This is a genomic window from Stenotrophomonas maltophilia (assembly GCF_013464485.1).
In the GTDB taxonomy this organism is placed as follows: domain Bacteria; phylum Pseudomonadota; class Gammaproteobacteria; order Xanthomonadales; family Xanthomonadaceae; genus Stenotrophomonas; species Stenotrophomonas maltophilia_AW.
Genome location: NZ_RAUX01000056.1, coordinates 1 through 14,246 on the forward strand (window position 1 = coordinate 1; position 14,246 = coordinate 14,246).

Annotated in this window: 16 protein-coding genes and 3 tRNA genes; 8 read left to right on the forward strand and 11 right to left on the reverse strand. The window is 66.6% G+C overall.

The window, feature by feature from the left end; translation table 11 throughout:
* The 9 genes from D7Y61_RS20575 to D7Y61_RS20615 form a co-directional block, all read right to left on the reverse strand.
* Positions 1-77 (reverse strand) — tRNA-Arg (locus D7Y61_RS20575).
* A gap of 58 nt (positions 78-135) precedes the next feature.
* A tRNA-Arg gene (locus D7Y61_RS20580) sits at positions 136-212 on the reverse strand.
* On the reverse strand, positions 203-1,129 hold the full coding sequence (locus D7Y61_RS20585) for an alpha/beta hydrolase family protein (protein ID WP_180868986.1): 927 nt from the start codon (positions 1,127-1,129) through the stop codon (positions 203-205). Before D7Y61_RS20585 ends, D7Y61_RS20580 begins: the two co-directional genes overlap by 10 nt.
* Positions 1,126-1,935, reverse strand: coding sequence for a bifunctional hydroxymethylpyrimidine kinase/phosphomethylpyrimidine kinase (thiD, locus tag D7Y61_RS20590; RefSeq protein ID WP_180868988.1), 810 nt, complete (start codon positions 1,933-1,935; stop codon positions 1,126-1,128). Before thiD ends, D7Y61_RS20585 begins: the two co-directional genes overlap by 4 nt.
* A 65-nt stretch (positions 1,936-2,000) precedes the next feature.
* Positions 2,001-2,669 (reverse strand): YoaK family protein, encoded by a 669-nt coding sequence (locus D7Y61_RS20595; protein ID WP_049410361.1) that lies wholly within the window; start codon positions 2,667-2,669, stop codon positions 2,001-2,003.
* 12 nt (positions 2,670-2,681) lie between these two features.
* Positions 2,682-3,188, reverse strand: coding sequence for a hypothetical protein (locus D7Y61_RS20600; protein ID WP_180868990.1), 507 nt, complete (start codon positions 3,186-3,188; stop codon positions 2,682-2,684).
* Positions 3,185-4,585: a PhoH family protein gene (locus D7Y61_RS20605; RefSeq protein ID WP_014646742.1), complete on the reverse strand. Its 1,401-nt coding sequence runs from the start codon at positions 4,583-4,585 to the stop codon at positions 3,185-3,187. The genes D7Y61_RS20600 and D7Y61_RS20605 overlap by 4 nt, the downstream gene beginning before the upstream one ends.
* Positions 4,586-4,669: 84 nt before the next feature.
* Positions 4,670-5,149 (reverse strand): peroxiredoxin, encoded by a 480-nt coding sequence (locus D7Y61_RS20610; RefSeq protein ID WP_180868991.1) that lies wholly within the window; start codon positions 5,147-5,149, stop codon positions 4,670-4,672.
* 92 nt (positions 5,150-5,241) lie between these two features.
* A complete protein-coding gene (locus tag D7Y61_RS20615; RefSeq protein WP_180868993.1) occupies positions 5,242-5,802 on the reverse strand; it encodes a glycine cleavage system protein R in 561 nt (186 codons plus the stop codon).
* A 164-nt stretch (positions 5,803-5,966) separates the two neighbouring features.
* On the opposite strand from D7Y61_RS20615, the gene dapA reads away from it, so the two are divergent.
* Positions 5,967-6,860 carry a 4-hydroxy-tetrahydrodipicolinate synthase gene (gene dapA, locus D7Y61_RS20620; protein WP_180868995.1) on the forward strand — a complete coding sequence of 298 codons (894 nt, stop codon included), beginning with the start codon at positions 5,967-5,969 and terminating at the stop codon, positions 6,858-6,860.
* A gap of 32 nt (positions 6,861-6,892) precedes the next feature.
* The gene (locus D7Y61_RS20625) at positions 6,893-7,408 is read left to right on the forward strand and encodes a hypothetical protein (protein WP_180868996.1); all 516 of its coding nucleotides are present in this window, start codon (positions 6,893-6,895) and stop codon (positions 7,406-7,408) included.
* Positions 7,409-7,600: 192 nt separating this feature from the next.
* Here the strand turns inward: D7Y61_RS20625 and fdxA are convergent, their stop codons facing one another.
* On the reverse strand, positions 7,601-7,924 hold the full coding sequence (fdxA, locus tag D7Y61_RS20630) for a ferredoxin FdxA (protein WP_180868997.1): 324 nt from the start codon (positions 7,922-7,924) through the stop codon (positions 7,601-7,603).
* Positions 7,925-8,115: 191 nt separating this feature from the next.
* Between fdxA and D7Y61_RS20635 the strand changes: the two genes are divergently transcribed.
* Positions 8,116-9,540 (forward strand): sugar porter family MFS transporter, encoded by a 1,425-nt coding sequence (locus D7Y61_RS20635; RefSeq protein ID WP_180868998.1) that lies wholly within the window; start codon positions 8,116-8,118, stop codon positions 9,538-9,540.
* Between the two features lie 453 nt (positions 9,541-9,993).
* Here the strand turns inward: D7Y61_RS20635 and D7Y61_RS20640 are convergent.
* Positions 9,994-10,068: transfer RNA gene (locus D7Y61_RS20640), tRNA-Glu, on the reverse strand.
* A 52-nt stretch (positions 10,069-10,120) separates the two neighbouring features.
* Between D7Y61_RS20640 and pcnB the strand changes: the two genes are divergently transcribed.
* From pcnB to D7Y61_RS20665, 5 genes are all read left to right on the forward strand, one after another.
* Positions 10,121-11,500, forward strand: a complete 1,380-nt coding sequence (gene pcnB, locus D7Y61_RS20645) for a polynucleotide adenylyltransferase PcnB (protein WP_430543720.1) — start codon at positions 10,121-10,123, stop codon at positions 11,498-11,500.
* Positions 11,501-11,503: 3 nt separating this feature from the next.
* Positions 11,504-11,989, forward strand: a complete 486-nt coding sequence (gene folK / locus D7Y61_RS20650; RefSeq protein WP_180869000.1) for a 2-amino-4-hydroxy-6-hydroxymethyldihydropteridine diphosphokinase — start codon at positions 11,504-11,506, stop codon at positions 11,987-11,989.
* 34 nt (positions 11,990-12,023) lie between these two features.
* Positions 12,024-12,839, forward strand: a complete 816-nt coding sequence (panB, locus tag D7Y61_RS20655; protein WP_180869001.1) for a 3-methyl-2-oxobutanoate hydroxymethyltransferase — start codon at positions 12,024-12,026, stop codon at positions 12,837-12,839.
* The gene (gene panC / locus D7Y61_RS20660) at positions 12,836-13,675 is read left to right on the forward strand and encodes a pantoate--beta-alanine ligase (protein ID WP_180869003.1); all 840 of its coding nucleotides are present in this window, start codon (positions 12,836-12,838) and stop codon (positions 13,673-13,675) included. Before panB ends, panC begins: the two co-directional genes overlap by 4 nt.
* Before the next feature lie 66 nt (positions 13,676-13,741).
* The gene (locus D7Y61_RS20665) at positions 13,742-14,239 is read left to right on the forward strand and encodes a hypothetical protein (protein ID WP_180869004.1); all 498 of its coding nucleotides are present in this window, start codon (positions 13,742-13,744) and stop codon (positions 14,237-14,239) included.
* Positions 14,240-14,246 lie beyond the last annotated feature (7 nt).

The window sequence follows — 14,246 nt, forward strand, 5'->3', positions numbered from 1 at the left end:
TGGTGCGCCCGGAGAGATTCGAACTCCCGACCGCCTGGTTCGTAGCCAGGTACTCTATCCAACTGAGCTACGGGCGCGCGGTACACAATCAAATTTTAAAACATTTCCAGCGGCGGATGCTGGAAACCTGTCGAGTGGTGCGCCCGGAGAGATTCGAACTCCCGACCGCCTGGTTCGTAGCCAGGTACTCTATCCAACTGAGCTACGGGCGCCCTGCGACAGGAGCGGAATTATGCGGATGTCGGCGCGGACCGTCAACAGTTTTGTGAAAATTTTCACTCAACTGAATGAAAAAGCGCTCCGCTACGGCCTCCGGGGCCTTCAGCCACGCGAAATGATCGGCGCGCGTGCCCAGTTCCTGCGCGGAGAGCACGTGCAGCTGTGCAGCGACATTCGGCAACTTCGCCAGCAGCGTCTGCATCGATCCGGTCGGTGCCAGCCAGTCGTTCTCCATCAGCACCGTCTGTGCGCTGCCGTGCACGCGCGCCATCTGCGCATCCAGATCTTCGTTCATGCCCACGGCGGCATAGTGGTTGTTCAGGCCCACGCGCGCCCAGTCGGCAATCAGCCCGCGTGCTTCGGTGCCACCAAAGCCGAGGCGACGGCCATGCAGTACACCTTGGCGCTGCGCGATCCACGGCAGGAAGCGGTAGACCAGTGGCAGCAGCCAGCCCCGCGGTGGCGGGAACCCGCGCCAGAACGGTGAGCCGCTGGCCGCCAGCCACAGCCGGTTGAAGTGCTGCGGATTGCGGCCGGCATGCACGCAGGCCAGCTGCCCGCCAAGGCTGTGGCCGCCGATGATCCAGGGCAGGGCGCCGGCTTCCTCGTCCGCTGCGACAAGGGCCGCCTGGCTGGTCGGCAGATCCTGTTCCAGTACTTCCCGATAGCCCCAGTCCTGCGTGCGCGATGGCCGCAGCGAACTGCTGCCGTTGCCGCGCCACTCATGCAGGTAGACCGCCACGCCCTTCGCTGCCAGCGCCTGTGCCAGCGGCAGGTAGTGACGGGCAGCCACGCCCAGCGCGGGCAGCCACAGCAGGCGCGCGATGGGCTGTACGGGCACGCAGGCGATCACTTCGTAGCGATGGCCGTCTTCGCACTGCACGGCGAGGATGCGCGGCGTCTGGTTCATGCGTGCGGTGCGGCGCCGAAGTGGTCGAGCACCAGCACCTCGCTGCGGCCTGGCGCATAGCCTTGCTGCAGCCCACGTGCGACGTAGTCGATGCCGGCTTCGCAGGCATTGGCCAGGCTCAGGCCATTGCACAGCTGCGCAGCAATGGCCGAAGCCAACGTGCAGCCGGTACCGTGCGCATCCAGTGGCAGGCGCGCGTGGATGAATTCTTCGCTGCTGACACCGTCGAAGTAACGATCGATCACACGATTGCCCTCCTGCAGGTGCCCGCCCTTCAGCAGCACGGCGCCGGCACCGAAGTCGAGCAGGGTGGAGGCAGCCTGTTCGGCGTCATCGCCGTTGCCGATCTTCCGGCCGATCAGGAGCTCTGCTTCCGGCGTATTCGGTGTAACCAGTGTCGCCAGCGGCAGCAGGCGTTCACGCATGGCCTTGAGCGCACTCTCTTCCAACAGGCGTGCGCCGCTGGTGGCGACCATCACCGGGTCCAGCACCACGTGCGGCGGGCGATGCCTTTCGAGTGCATCGGCGACGGCATGGATCACTTCGGCGTTGGCCAGCATGCCGAGTTTCACGGCATGGATGTCGAAGTCATCGAAGCAGGCTTCGATCTGTGCCTGCAGGAAGGCGATCGGTGGAACGTGCACGGCGGTGACGCCACGGGTGTTCTGTGCGGTCAGTGCGGCGAACACGGCCAGGCCATGCACGCGGTGCGCGGCGAAGGCCTTGAGGTCGGCGGGGACGCCAGCGCCGCCGCCGGAGTCGGAGCCGGCGATGGTGAGGGCGGAAACGGGAGTGGTCGGGCTCATCAGGCGATTGTGCCGTGGTCCCGCAGGGGAAGGTAGATCCACGCCATGCATGGATGCGCTTCACCTCAATGCCGCCAGCGTGCCCACTGCTGGTACAGCACATAGCCCAGCCCGGTCAGGCCGGTCAGCAGGGCAGGGGCGAGCAGGGCGTCGTACTGCCAGCGCACGAACAGCCAGGCGCCGATGATGCCGCCGGCGAGGAAGCCGCTGATGATCAGGCCGCTGAGCGTCAGGCGACGTACCTGCAGTGGCAGCCCACGCAGCAGGTGCCCGAGGCCGATACCCAGGTCCGTGAACATGCCGCTGAGGTGGGTAGTGCGCACCACCGCGCCACTGAAGGTGGTGGCCATCGCGTTCTGCAGGCCGCAGGCCATGGCGGCGGCCAGCGCGCCCCAGATCTGGTGCTGTTCGAACAGCGGAATGGCGATCAGCAGCAGCGCCGATTCCAGCGCCAGTGCCACGCCATAACGGCGCCCCAGTTGCAGGGCGCTGTCCTGGATCAACAGGCCGCTGAGCATCGCGCCAAGCGAGAACGCGATCAGCAGTCCCCACAGGTGCCCGACTGCGCGCCAGTCACCTTGGGCCAGCGCCATGCCGAGCTGGCTGGTGCTGCCGGTCATGTGGCTGACCGCCTGGTGCTCGAAGCCGAGGAAGCCGACCACGTTGACCATGCCGGCCACGCACGACAGCGCGACCGCGCCGATCCAGACCCAGGTGGGCAGGCGTATTCCCATCGGCAGGGCCCCTCAGGGCCCGCCGAAGCCGCCGTTGAACTGCAGCTCGCTGAAGGTGCTGCTGGCCGGATCGAACACCGCACCCCAGAACTGTGCGCCACCGTCACAGGCGCGGATCGCTTCCCGAGCCGGATTGATACCGCTGTCGTCGGGCAGGTGGAAGGCGTTGATGTAGATCAGCCGCTTGCCGGCACTTTCGATGCCGACATACTGGCGGTCGAAGTCCAGCACCTTCGGTACCTGCGCTTCAAGCGATGACAGCTGCGCTTCCAGCTGGTCGACCTGCTGCCGGCTGGGTGCCCAGTAACCCGACACCCGCCCGGCCTCGCGGCCGGGGCTGGGTCGCGAGCAGGTGTCGAGTACCTGCGCGGCGATGATCGGGCGGGTGACCACCCATGACTGGCCGGTACGTTCGGTGGTCGGCACGCTGGCCGGGCCGCGCGTAGTCGTGCAGGCGCCGAGTACGGCTGCGAGGGTGATCGCAGCCGTGGGCAGCAGCAGGCGGGTGCAGCGGTTCACAACACCTCCGAAGCGTAATCGGCCAGGCGCGAACGCTCGCCACGGCGCAGGGTGATGTGTGCACTATGCGGCCAGTTCTTGAAGCGATCCACCGCGTAGGTCAGGCCCGACGTGGTTTCGGTCAGGTACGGAGTGTCGATCTGTTCGACGTTGCCCAGACAGACGATCTTGGTGCCGGGGCCGGCACGGGTGATCAGCGTTTTCATCTGCTTCGGGGTGAGGTTCTGCGCCTCGTCCAGGATCAGGTAGCGCGACAGGAAGGTGCGGCCGCGCATGAAGTTCATCGAACGGATCTTGATGCGGCTGGCGAGCAGGTCGTTGGTGGCCTGGCGGCCCCAGGTGCCGCCTTCCTGGTTGTGCGTGAGCACTTCCAGGTTGTCGGTCAGCGCGCCCATCCACGGCGTCATCTTCTCTTCCTCGGTGCCGGGCAGGAAGCCGATGTCCTCGCCAACGCTGACCGTGGCGCGGGTCATGATGATCTCGCGGTAGCGCTGCTGGTCCATCGTCTGCGCCAGGCCGGCGGCCAGTGCCAGCAGCGTCTTGCCGGTACCGGCGGTGCCCAGCAGGGTGACGAAATCGATCTCCGGGTCCATCAACGCGTTCAGTGCGAAATTCTGCTCGCGGTTGCGCGCGCTGATGCCCCACACGGCGTGGCTGCCATGGCGGAAATCATCGACCAGCGACAGCACCACCTTGCCATCGCCGACCACGCGGCTGACCCGCAGCTCGACTTCATCTTCGCCGGGCAGGTAGACGTACTGGTTCGGGTACCACTCCTCGCCGTCCTGCGCCTGGATTTCGTAATGGGTGCGACCCTTGTCGCTCCAGCTGCGCAGGTCGTCGCCGTGGCGCTTCCAGAAGTCTTCCGGCAGCTCGGTGGCGCCGGTGTAGAGCAGGCTGAAATCGTCCAGCGCGCGGTCGTTCTCGTAGTCCTCGGATACGATGCCGGCGATGGCGGCCTTGATCCGCAGGTTGATGTCCTTGGATACGAACACCACCGGCAGGTCCGGAGTTTCTTCCTTCAGGGCCAGGATCGCGCCGAGGATGGCGTTGTCCGGAATGACCTTGCCGAAGCTCTTGCCGGCATCGAAATGGCTGGTCTGGAAGCGCAGCTTGCCCGCGCTCTGCTTGCCGCGCAGCTGCAGGCCATTGGGCCGCTGCAGCGGAATGCCGTCAGCCAGGTTGTCCAGGCCCGACGCCTGCACCAGTTCGTTGAGGAAGCGGCTCACCTGGCGGGCGTTGCGGCTCGCTTCGGAGGTGCCCTTCTTGCCGTTGTCCAGCTCCTCGATCACCTGCATGGGCAGGTAGACGTCGTGCTCCTCGAATTTGAACAGCGCGGTGGGATCGTGCATCAGCACGTTGGTATCCAGCACGTAGATGCGCTTGCCTCGGGTCATCGTCGATTCCTGGTTACGGACAGGGGAAAACCACCACGGCCTGCTGCGGGGCAGGGTGATGGCAGACACAGTAGGCAGTGGGACTCACTTGGACTGGGAGGCCTTCAGTTCGGCGAGAACAGCATCGGCATGGCCGGCAACCTTGACCTTGCGCCAGGACTGCACGATGCGGCTGTCGGGGGAAATCAGGAAGGTGCTGCGCTCGATGCCACGTACCTGCTTGCCGTACATGTTCTTCATCTTGATCACGTCGAAGGCGGTGCACAGCGCTTCGTCGCCATCACTGACCAGCGGGAAGCTGAAGCCCTGCTTGGCACAGAAGTTGTCGTGCGACTTCACCGAGTCGCGCGAGACGCCGAGCACGACCGCACCGGCCTTCCTGAACTTCGGCAGCAGTGCGTTGAAGTCGATGCCTTCGGTGGTGCAGCCGGGGGTGCTGTCCTTGGGATAGAAGTACAGCACCAGCCAGTGGCCGGCGTAGTCGCCGAGAGTGGCCTGTTCGCCACCGGACAGCGCCAGCGGCAGGGAGAGGGTGGTGCTGTCCAGGGTATCGCCGTTGTTCATGAGGTCCTTCTGTCGAGCCTGGGTTCTTTCTACGACAATTGCATGAAACGCCACGCGCCTGTGAGAGACGCGCGAAAAAATCAGGAATTCATTCAGAACTTCATCGGATCCATGATCGCGTCCAGGTTCAGGTGGTCGCAGAACTCAAGGAAATCGTCGCGCAGCGCGGCAATGTGCATGTTGGCCGGCACGCCGATGGTGACCTGCGCGCTGAACATTTCCGCACCGGTCTGCATGGCGCGGTAGCGCGTGCTCTGCAGGTTCTCGATGGTGATGCCCTGGCGGTCGAAGAAATCGGCCAGCTGGAACAGGATGCCCGGCTTGTCGGCGGCGATCACCTCGACGATGTACGGCAGCAGGTTGGACTGCGCCTGCTTGGCGGCGGTGCGGTACCAGACCAGCTTCAGGCCTTCCTCGCGCTCGAGCCGGGTCAGCATCGCTTCCAGCTTGGCCACCGAGTCCCACGAGCCAGTGGCCAGGGCGGTAACCGAAACATCGCGGCCGACCGTGGCCAGGCGTGCGTCCACCAGATTGCAGCCACTGTCGGCAATGCGGCGGGTGACGGACAGCAGGGGGGACTCCGGATGCGTCGTGTAGGCGTTGATCAGGAGGTGGTTTTCGCTCGGCGCGGGGCGCGGGGGGGTGTCGGTCAAGGCGATTCCGGGTAATGCATGCGTTAGTCTGAATGCCCGCCAGAGGCGGGGATCCACCGGTGTCCAGCATACTTGCCCGTGCTTTCGCGCCGCAAGTAACATTCAGGTCACCCCCGGCCTCTCGTGGCGGGCGTTTTCCCTTTCCAGCCAAGAGCAGCACGTCCTTGTCCCTTTCCGGCCTCATCACCGCGCTGGCGACCCCGTTCCGGGCCGACGGTGCCCTCGATCCCGACGGTTGGCAGCGCCTGCTGCACCTGCAACTGGAAGGTCGCGTCCATGGCGTTGTCGTTGCCGGCTCGACCGGCGAAGCGGCAACGCTCACCGATGCCGAGTACGACCTGCTGCTGGCCAGCGCGGTCGAGCGCATCGGCGGCCGTATCCCGGTCATCGCCGGTACCGGCCTGTCGGGCACCGTCAAGACCATCGAACAGACCCGCCGCGCCGCTGCACTCGGTGCCAGCCACGCGCTGGTGGTCACCCCGCCGTACGTGCGTCCGACCCAGGCAGGCCTGATCGCGCACTACCGCGCGGTGGCCGACCAGGGTGGGTTGCCGGTCGTGCTGTACAACGTGCCCGGCCGTACCGGTTGCGACATGCAGCCGGAGACCGTGGCCGAACTGGCCAGCCATCCCAACATCGTCGGCATCAAGGAGGCGGTGGGCGACACCGGCCGGGTGCAGGCGCTGCTGGCCCTGCGCAGCCCGAAGTTCGCCGTGCTCAGCGGCGACGACGGCACAGCAGCGCGGTCGATCCAGGCCGGCGTCGATGGCTTGATCTCGGTCGGTTCCAACGTGCTTCCGGGCGCCTACCGCCGGATGTGCGAGCTGGCCGCCGCCCACGACCATGAAGCCACCGGGTCCTGGGACGCGCGCCTGCAGCCGTTCCATGACTTCTGCGGTGTCGAGCCGAACCCGATTCCGGTCAAGGCGCTGCTGCGCCGTATCGGCATCGGCCACGACCTGCGCCTGCCGCTGCTGCCGCTGTCGGCGCCGCACCATGCGGCTGCCGATCATCTTGCCGGCGACATCGCCGCCCTCGAAGCCCTTTCCAGCCACTGACCTTTCGTCTTGGTCTGACCCAGGAGATTCACATGCGTCAATCCGTTTCCACCGTCCGCGTGCTGTCCTACGCCCTGCTTGCGGTGGCCGTTGCTGCCGGCACCACCGGCTGCTTCAAGCGCGGCGTCAAGGGCGACTACGCCCTGGCCCCGGAAATGCGTCCGCTGGAAGTACCGCCGGACCTGAACGTGCCGGCTACCACCGGTGACAACAAGGTGCCCACGCTGGCTTCGGCGATCAAGCCGGCGGCCCCGGCAGCTGCGGCCCCGGCCGTCGGCAACACCGGTTTCACCATCGCCGGTGGCAAGGATGAAGCCTTCGCCAAGGTCGGCACCGCGCTGGAAGGCGTGGAGGGCGTGACCATCGCCAGCCGTGCGCAGCTGCTGGGCTCGTACGACGTGGCCTACGAAGGCAGCAACTTCCTGGTCCGCGTGGTCGCCGTCGATGCTGGTGCCTACATCTCCGCGGTTGACCCGCGTGGCCTGCCGGCCACCGCCGAAGCGCCGGTGAAGCTGATCGCCGCGCTGAAGGCGAAGCTGGCACAGTAAGAGCCAGCCGGCTGGGGGTGGGCCTTGGTCCGCACCCGCTCTGGTAGAGGCCGACCTTGGTCGGCGCTTGTGTGCCAACCAAGGTTGGCACCTACCAGATGGCGTGGGTGTGCCAACCGACGAGGTTGGCACCTGCCGGAAATGAAAAGGGCGCCGACGGCGCCCTTTTCCATTTCCGGCAGCAGGCGCTTCTCAGCGCTCCAGCAGCTTCAGCTTGTCCGGCTTGCCATCCCACTCGCCGGCATCGGCGGGCGGATCCTTGCGCACGGTCAGCACCGGCCACTCGCGCGACAGCTCGGCGTTGAGCGCGACAAAAGCTTCCTGGCCGGCCGGGACATCGTCCTCCGGGAAGATCGCGTTGACCGGGCACTCCGGCTCGCAGAGGGTGCAGTCGATGCACTCATCCGGGTCGATCACCAGGAAGTTGGGGCCTTCGTGGAAGCAATCCACGGGACACACTTCCACGCAATCGGTGTGTTTGCACTTGATGCAGTTTTCGGTAACGACAAAGGGCATGGGCTGGGGGTGGATCGATTCCTGAACCCGCCAATTCTAGAACAGGTTGGCCCCCGGTGTCGGCGCGGGGCGGAAAACGGGCGTCTGGCAGGCTCGGCTGCGCCCCCGTTGGCGGCAGGGCGGGGCCTGTGCGACGCTTCGGGCGCCCGGTCGCCGCAGGTGGCCGCACTCCCTTCCCAGCAGGATCGTCCATGTCCCAAGCCCAGCCCGGCACCGCCTCCCATGGCGGAGAGAACACTGCCTTCATCGTCCTGATCAGCTGTGTGGCCACCCTCGGTGGATTCCTGTTCGGCTTCGATAGCGGTGTCATCAATGGCACGGTCGACGGCCTGCGCCAGGCGTTCAACTCCAGCGAGGCGGCACTGGGATTCGAAGTCGCCTCGATGCTGCTGGGCTGTGCGATCGGCGCGTTCCTCGCGGGCTGGCTGGGTGACCGGCTGGGCCGTCGTGGCGTGCTGATCGTGTCGGCGCTGTTGTTCCTGGTCTCGGCGCTGGGCGCCGGGGCCGCCCATGCCTCCTGGTTGTTCATCGCGGCCCGGGTGCTGGGAGGATTTGCGGTGGGTGCGGCCAGTGTGATGTCGCCGGCCTACATCGCCGAAGTCGCCTCGGCACGCTATCGGGGGCGGTTGGCCACGGTGCAGCAGATGGCCATCATCTGTGGCCTGTTCGCTGCCTTCCTCAGCAACTACCTTCTGGCGCGTGCCGCCGGCGCGTCAACCGAGCCCTTGTGGTTGGGTCATGAGGCCTGGCGCTGGATGTTCTGGATGCAGGCAGTGCCGTCCGCATTGTTCCTGGTGCTGTTGCTGGTGATTCCGGAAAGCCCGCGGTTCCTGGTGCTGAAAGGCCGGCAGGCGCAGGCGAGGGCGGTGCTTTCGCGCTTGTACGGTGAAGCGGCAGCTACCACCAAGCAGGCCGAGATCGAAGCCAGCCTGGCCCAGGACCAGCACAAGCCGCGCTTTGCCGATCTGCGCGACAAGGCCACCGGCAAGCTGCGCCCGATCCTGTGGGTGGGCATCGGCCTGGCGATGTTCCAGCAGCTGGTGGGCATCAACGTGGTGTTCTACTACGGTGCGGTGCTGTGGCAGGCCGTTGGATTCTCTGAAGGCGATGCGCTGCTGATCAACGTGCTGTCCGGCGCACTGAGCATTGGTGCCTGCCTGCTGACAGTGGTGCTGATCGACCGCATCGGCCGCAGGCCTCTGTTGTGGGTCGGCTCGGTCGGTATGTCGGTGGCGCTGGTGCTGATGGTGGTGGCCTTCGCCAGCGGCAGCCTGGCCGACGGTCGCCTGCAGCTGTCCGATGGCATGGGGCGGCTGGCGCTGGTCGCGGCCAATGTCTACGTGGTGTTCTTCAACATGTCCTGGGGCCCGGTGATGTGGGTGATGCTGGGCGAGATGTTCCCCAACCAGATCCGCGGCCCGGCGCTGGCGGTGGCTGGCGCCGCGCAATGGACCTCGAACTTCGCGATCACCGTGACCTTCCCGATGCTGCTGGCCGGCATCGGCCTGGCCGGCGCCTACGGCATCTATACGGTGGCGGCCATCCTCTCGATCTTCTTCGTGGTCCGCTACGTGCGCGAGACCAAGGGCAAGGAGCTGGAGCAGATGGAAGGCTGACGGCGACTGGCTTCGGTTGTGTTCCGTTGGCGCCTCAGTGGCATCGAGGGCGAAGGCGGGGCAGCCCAATCCGGGACACGCCGTAAACCCTTCCATGGGGGCTCGATGGCGCCATCCATGGCGCCAACGGTCCCGGCTTGAGCTGCCCCGCCTTCGCGTCAGGCATTGCGGTTCCGGCGGATTTTCCGAAGCGCGTCGTCTGGGTGGTTGCGACCGCCGTCGCGGGAAACTGTCAGGAGGGGGCGGGTCACCCTTGACTGGACCGTTGGCGGCATGGATGGCGCCATCGAGCACCATGGATGGGCTTTTGCGTGTCCAGGCAAGGGTGACCCGCCCCCTCCCGCGCAGGGACAGGCAGGCGCCAAAGCGACCAAGCCGATCGATGCCATTGCAAGCCCCGGAAAACAGAAAAGCCCGCACGAGGCGGGCTTTTTCGGTTCCTGCTGCGGCGACTGGCGCTCCCTAGGGGACTCGAACCCCTGTTTTAGCCTTGAGAGGGCCACGTCCTAACCACTAGACGAAGGGAGCGTAACTGTGTCGCTGCCGAGGCAGGAGCGCTAGTATATGCACCTCGATGCCATTGGGCAATCCCGAAACTTCAACCGGAAGCGCCAACATCATTTCCCCTGCTACATCACCGTTCAGCCTGCGCGTCATCCCGCGCGACCAGCACACGATCTCCCGCAAGGACATCAGCCCGAACGCCCTGCGCGTGCTTTATCGCCTGCGCGATGCCGGCTTCGGCGCCTACCTTGTCGGCGGCGCGGTGCGCGACCTGCTGGTCAATGGCCAACCCAAGGATTTCGACGTGGCCACCGACGCCACGCCCGAACAGGTCAAGCAGCTGTTCCGCAACTGCCGCCTGATCGGCCGCCGCTTCCGCCTCGCCCACGTTGTGTTCGGCCGCGAGATCATCGAAGTCGCCACCTTCCGTGCCAACAGCGATGACGGCAGCGGCGACCGCGAGATGGAAAACGGCATGCTCGTGCGCGACAACGTGTACGGCACCATCGAAGACGACGCAGTCCGCCGCGACTTCACCTGCAACGCCCTGTATTACGCCATCGAGGACTTCTCGGTGCGTGACTACACCGGCGGCTTCGAAGACGTGCAGGCGCGCCTGATGAAACTCATCGGCGACCCGGTACAGCGCTACCAGGAAGACCCGGTACGCATGCTGCGCGCCGTGCGCCTGGCGGCCAAGCTCGGCTTCCAGATCGAAGAGGGCACCGCCTCGCCGATCCCGCATCTGGCCGGCCTGCTCAACGAAGCCGCGCCGGCACGCCTGTTCGAGGAAGTGCTGAAGCTGTTCCTGTCCGGGCACGGCGTGGCCAGCTTCGAAGGCCTGGAACGCTACGGCCTGCTCGACGTGCTGTTCCCGGAAAGCGCCAAGGCGTTGAAGTCCAACCGCACCGGCGCGCTGCGTCGCATGCTGGTCGAGGGACTGGCCAACACTGATGCACGTGTGGCCAACGACGAGCCGGTCTCGCCGTCGTTCCTGTTCGCGCTGCTGCTGTGGCCGGCGTTCTGCCGCGCGCAGGCAACCCTGCTCAAGCAGGGCGTGGCACCGGAGGAGGCACAGCGCCGTGCTGCCGACCGTGTGACGGTGCAGCAGCTGAGCACCATCGCACTGCCGCGCCGCTTCTCGCTGCCGATGCAGGAAATCTGGCTGCTGCAGTCGCGCTTCGGCTCGCGCCAGCGCAAGCGCGTATTCCGTACGCTCACCCACCCGCGCTTCCGCGCCGCGTTCGACTTCCTCAGCCTGCGCCAGGTGGCTTCGGCAGAGCACGCCGCCGATGTTGAATTCTGGCGTGAGGCACAGGCCCAGTCCGGCCGCGAGCTGGAATCGTCGCTGGATGCGATGCACAGCGAAGAGGGCGATGACGAGAGCGGAGCACCGCGCAAGCGGCGCCGTCGCCGCCGCCGTCCGGGTGCCTCGGCCGGTGCAGCGGGCGAATAAGCCATGACGCCTGCGTGGATCGGCCTCGGCGCCAACCTCGGCGACGCGGCCACGACCGTCGGCGCGGCGATTGCCGCGCTGGACGGCCTGCCCGGGACCCGTGTGCTCCAGGCCTCGCGCCTGTACGCAACGCCGGCCTGGGGCAATGAAGACCAGCCACCGTTCGTCAACGCGGTGGCCGCGGTCGAAACCTCTCTGCCGGCCAACGAGCTGCTGCAGGCGATGCTGGCGCTCGAGCAGCGCTTTGGTCGCGTGCGTGACGCGGCGGTGCACTGGGGGCCGCGCGCGCTGGACCTGGACCTGCTGCTGTATGGCGCGCAGGTGCTCGATCAGCCCGGCCTGCAGGTGCCGCACCCCTACATGCATGAGCGTGCTTTCGTCCTGGTGCCGCTGGCCGAAATCGCGCCGGATCTGGCTATTCCCGGCCATGGCCGCGTGCGGGATGCAGTGATGCGGGTGGATGCCTGCGGGATCGCGCCGATAGGGTGATAATGGCCGGGTTATCTCCCCCGGTTATCAGCACATGAGCACCCACGCAGACAGCAAGCCCTGGACCGTTCCCGCCCTGGCCGAGGCCAAGCGCAATGGCCAGAAGCTGGTCATGTTGACCGCCTACGACGCTGGCTTCGCCCGCACCTTCGATGCCAATGGCGTCGACCTGATCCTGATTGGCGATTCGCTGGGCATGGTCGTACAGGGCCATGATTCGACTCTGCCGGTGACCGTGGCCGACATGGTCTACCACACCCGTGCGGTGTCCCGCGTGCTGCAGCGTGCGCTGCTGGTGGCCGACCTGCCGTTCGGTGCCGATGCCACCCCGGAACGCGCGCTGGATGCCTCGCTGCAGCTGCTGCAGGCCGGTGCCGAGATGGTCAAGATCGAAGGCGCGGGCTTCAAGGTCGACATCATCCGCTACCTGGTCGAGCGCGAGATTCCGGTCTGTGCGCACCTGGGCCTGACCCCGCAGTCGGTGCTGCGCCTGGGCGGCTTCAAGATCCAGGGCCGTGGCGATGCCGCGCGCCAGCTGGTGGAAGATGCCAGGGCCGTGGCCGCCGCGGGCGCCAGCATCATGGTGCTCGAATGCGTGCCGACCCCGGTCGCCGCGGAAGTGACCGCGGCGGTGGATGTACCAACCATCGGCATCGGTGCCGGCCCGCAGTGCGATGGCCAGGTGCTGGTGCTGCACGATTTCCTCGGCCTGGACAGTGGCCATCGCCGTCCCAAGTTCGTCAAGGATTTCCTTGCCGAAGGCGGCTCGGTGGCCGGTGCCACCCGCGCCTATGCCGACGCCGTGCGCGACGGCAGCTTCCCTGACGAACAGCACGCCTACGCCCAATGATCCAGACCTTCAACGAGCTCGGCGCATTGCGCGAGCAGATCGCCCAGTGGAAGCGCGAAGGCCTGCGCGTGGCGCTGGTGCCGACCATGGGCAACCTGCATGGTGGCCACCATTCGCTGGTGAGCCTGGCCCGCCAGTACGCCGACAAGGTGGTGGCGAGCATCTTCGTCAATCCGACCCAGTTCGGGCCGAACGAAGACTTCAGCCGCTACCCGCGCACGCCCGAGGCCGACGTGGCCGGGCTGGAGCAGGTCGGCTGCGACGCGGTGTGGCTGCCCAGCGTCGAGGCCATGTACCCGCTGGGTGTGGACAGGACCACGCAGATGCACGCGCCGGGTGTCAGTGAAGTGCTTGAAGGCGCCAGCCGCCCGGGCCATTTCGATGGCGTTTGCACGGTGGTGGCGCGCCTGTTCCTGCAGGTGCAGCCGGATGTGGCCGTGTTCGGCCGCAAGGACTACCAGCAGTTGGCGGTGATCCGGCAGATGGTGGCCGAACTGTCGTTCCCGATCCAGATCGTCGGCGCCGAGATCGTGCGCGACGAGGACGGCCTGGCCAAGAGTTCGCGCAACCAGTACCTCAGCGCCGAACAGCGCCCGGTCGCGACGACCATCCACCGCACGCTGCTGGGCATGCGCGAAGGCTACGTTGCCGGGTACACGCGGGCGCAGATCGAGGCCGACGCCACGGCCGCACTGCAGGCGGCCGGTTTCCAGGTCGACTACGCGGTGCTGCGCACCCCTGAGCTGGCCGAACCGACCTTCGACGGTGGTGGCCGCGTGGCGCTGATCGCCGCACGACTGGGCACGACGCGTCTGATCGACAACCTGGAGTTCTGAGCCGCATGCGGCTCCGGGGCGCCCGCAAACGGCGCCTCTCCACTTTCCAAGGACGGGAGACGGGAAGTGAAGACCCCCAGCACTGATACCGGCGGTCTTGTCCAGGCCTCGATCCTGGCCGTTCTGGCGGCCGGCATGCTGCCAGCGCAACTGTTCGGCGGTCTGTTGTTCGCACTCGAGTTCACGCGCACGCCGGTACCTGCGCTCACCGGTGGGGGGCTGATGTTCGTGCTGGCGGCCTGCAACGCGATTGCCGTGCTGCTGCCGATGGCGTTGATCCAGCAGTCTCAGCGACGCCTGCGCCGGGTCCGTTTCCTGCTGGTCGGATTTGGGCTGGGAGCGCTGGCGATGGCCACCTGCGCCTGGCCGGGTGAAACCCAGGGCCCTCTGCTGCACCGCCTGCGCTATATCGACACCTTCGACGTGATCGGCTACGCCCTGCAGGTGCTGGCCGCGGGTGGCTTCGGTCTGGTCGCCGGGCTGGCCTTCCATACGGTGTTCCGCCTCTCGCTGGAGGATGGCTCCAGCCGCGTTCCGGCAGCGCCGCCGGGCGAGGGCACCTGAACGGCCT

What these genes read in the sequence shown, in the direction of transcription:
- D7Y61_RS20585 (WP_180868986.1), bottom strand. Translation starts at nt 1,129, where the DNA reads ATGAACCAGACGCCGCGCATCCTCGCCGTGCAGTGCGAAGACGGCCAT.
- thiD (WP_180868988.1), bottom strand. Translation starts at nt 1,935, where the DNA reads ATGAGCCCGACCACTCCCGTTTCCGCCCTCACCATCGCCGGCTCCGAC.
- D7Y61_RS20595 (WP_049410361.1), bottom strand. Translation starts at nt 2,669, where the DNA reads ATGGGAATACGCCTGCCCACCTGGGTCTGGATCGGCGCGGTCGCGCTG.
- D7Y61_RS20605 (WP_014646742.1), bottom strand. Translation starts at nt 4,585, where the DNA reads ATGACCCGAGGCAAGCGCATCTACGTGCTGGATACCAACGTGCTGATG.
- D7Y61_RS20610 (WP_180868991.1), bottom strand. Translation starts at nt 5,149, where the DNA reads ATGAACAACGGCGATACCCTGGACAGCACCACCCTCTCCCTGCCGCTG.
- D7Y61_RS20625 (WP_180868996.1), top strand. Translation starts at nt 6,893, where the DNA reads ATGCGTCAATCCGTTTCCACCGTCCGCGTGCTGTCCTACGCCCTGCTT.
- fdxA (WP_180868997.1), bottom strand. Translation starts at nt 7,924, where the DNA reads ATGCCCTTTGTCGTTACCGAAAACTGCATCAAGTGCAAACACACCGAT.
- D7Y61_RS20635 (WP_180868998.1), top strand. Translation starts at nt 8,116, where the DNA reads ATGTCCCAAGCCCAGCCCGGCACCGCCTCCCATGGCGGAGAGAACACT.
- folK (WP_180869000.1), top strand. Translation starts at nt 11,504, where the DNA reads ATGACGCCTGCGTGGATCGGCCTCGGCGCCAACCTCGGCGACGCGGCC.
- panB (WP_180869001.1), top strand. Translation starts at nt 12,024, where the DNA reads ATGAGCACCCACGCAGACAGCAAGCCCTGGACCGTTCCCGCCCTGGCC.
- panC (WP_180869003.1), top strand. Translation starts at nt 12,836, where the DNA reads ATGATCCAGACCTTCAACGAGCTCGGCGCATTGCGCGAGCAGATCGCC.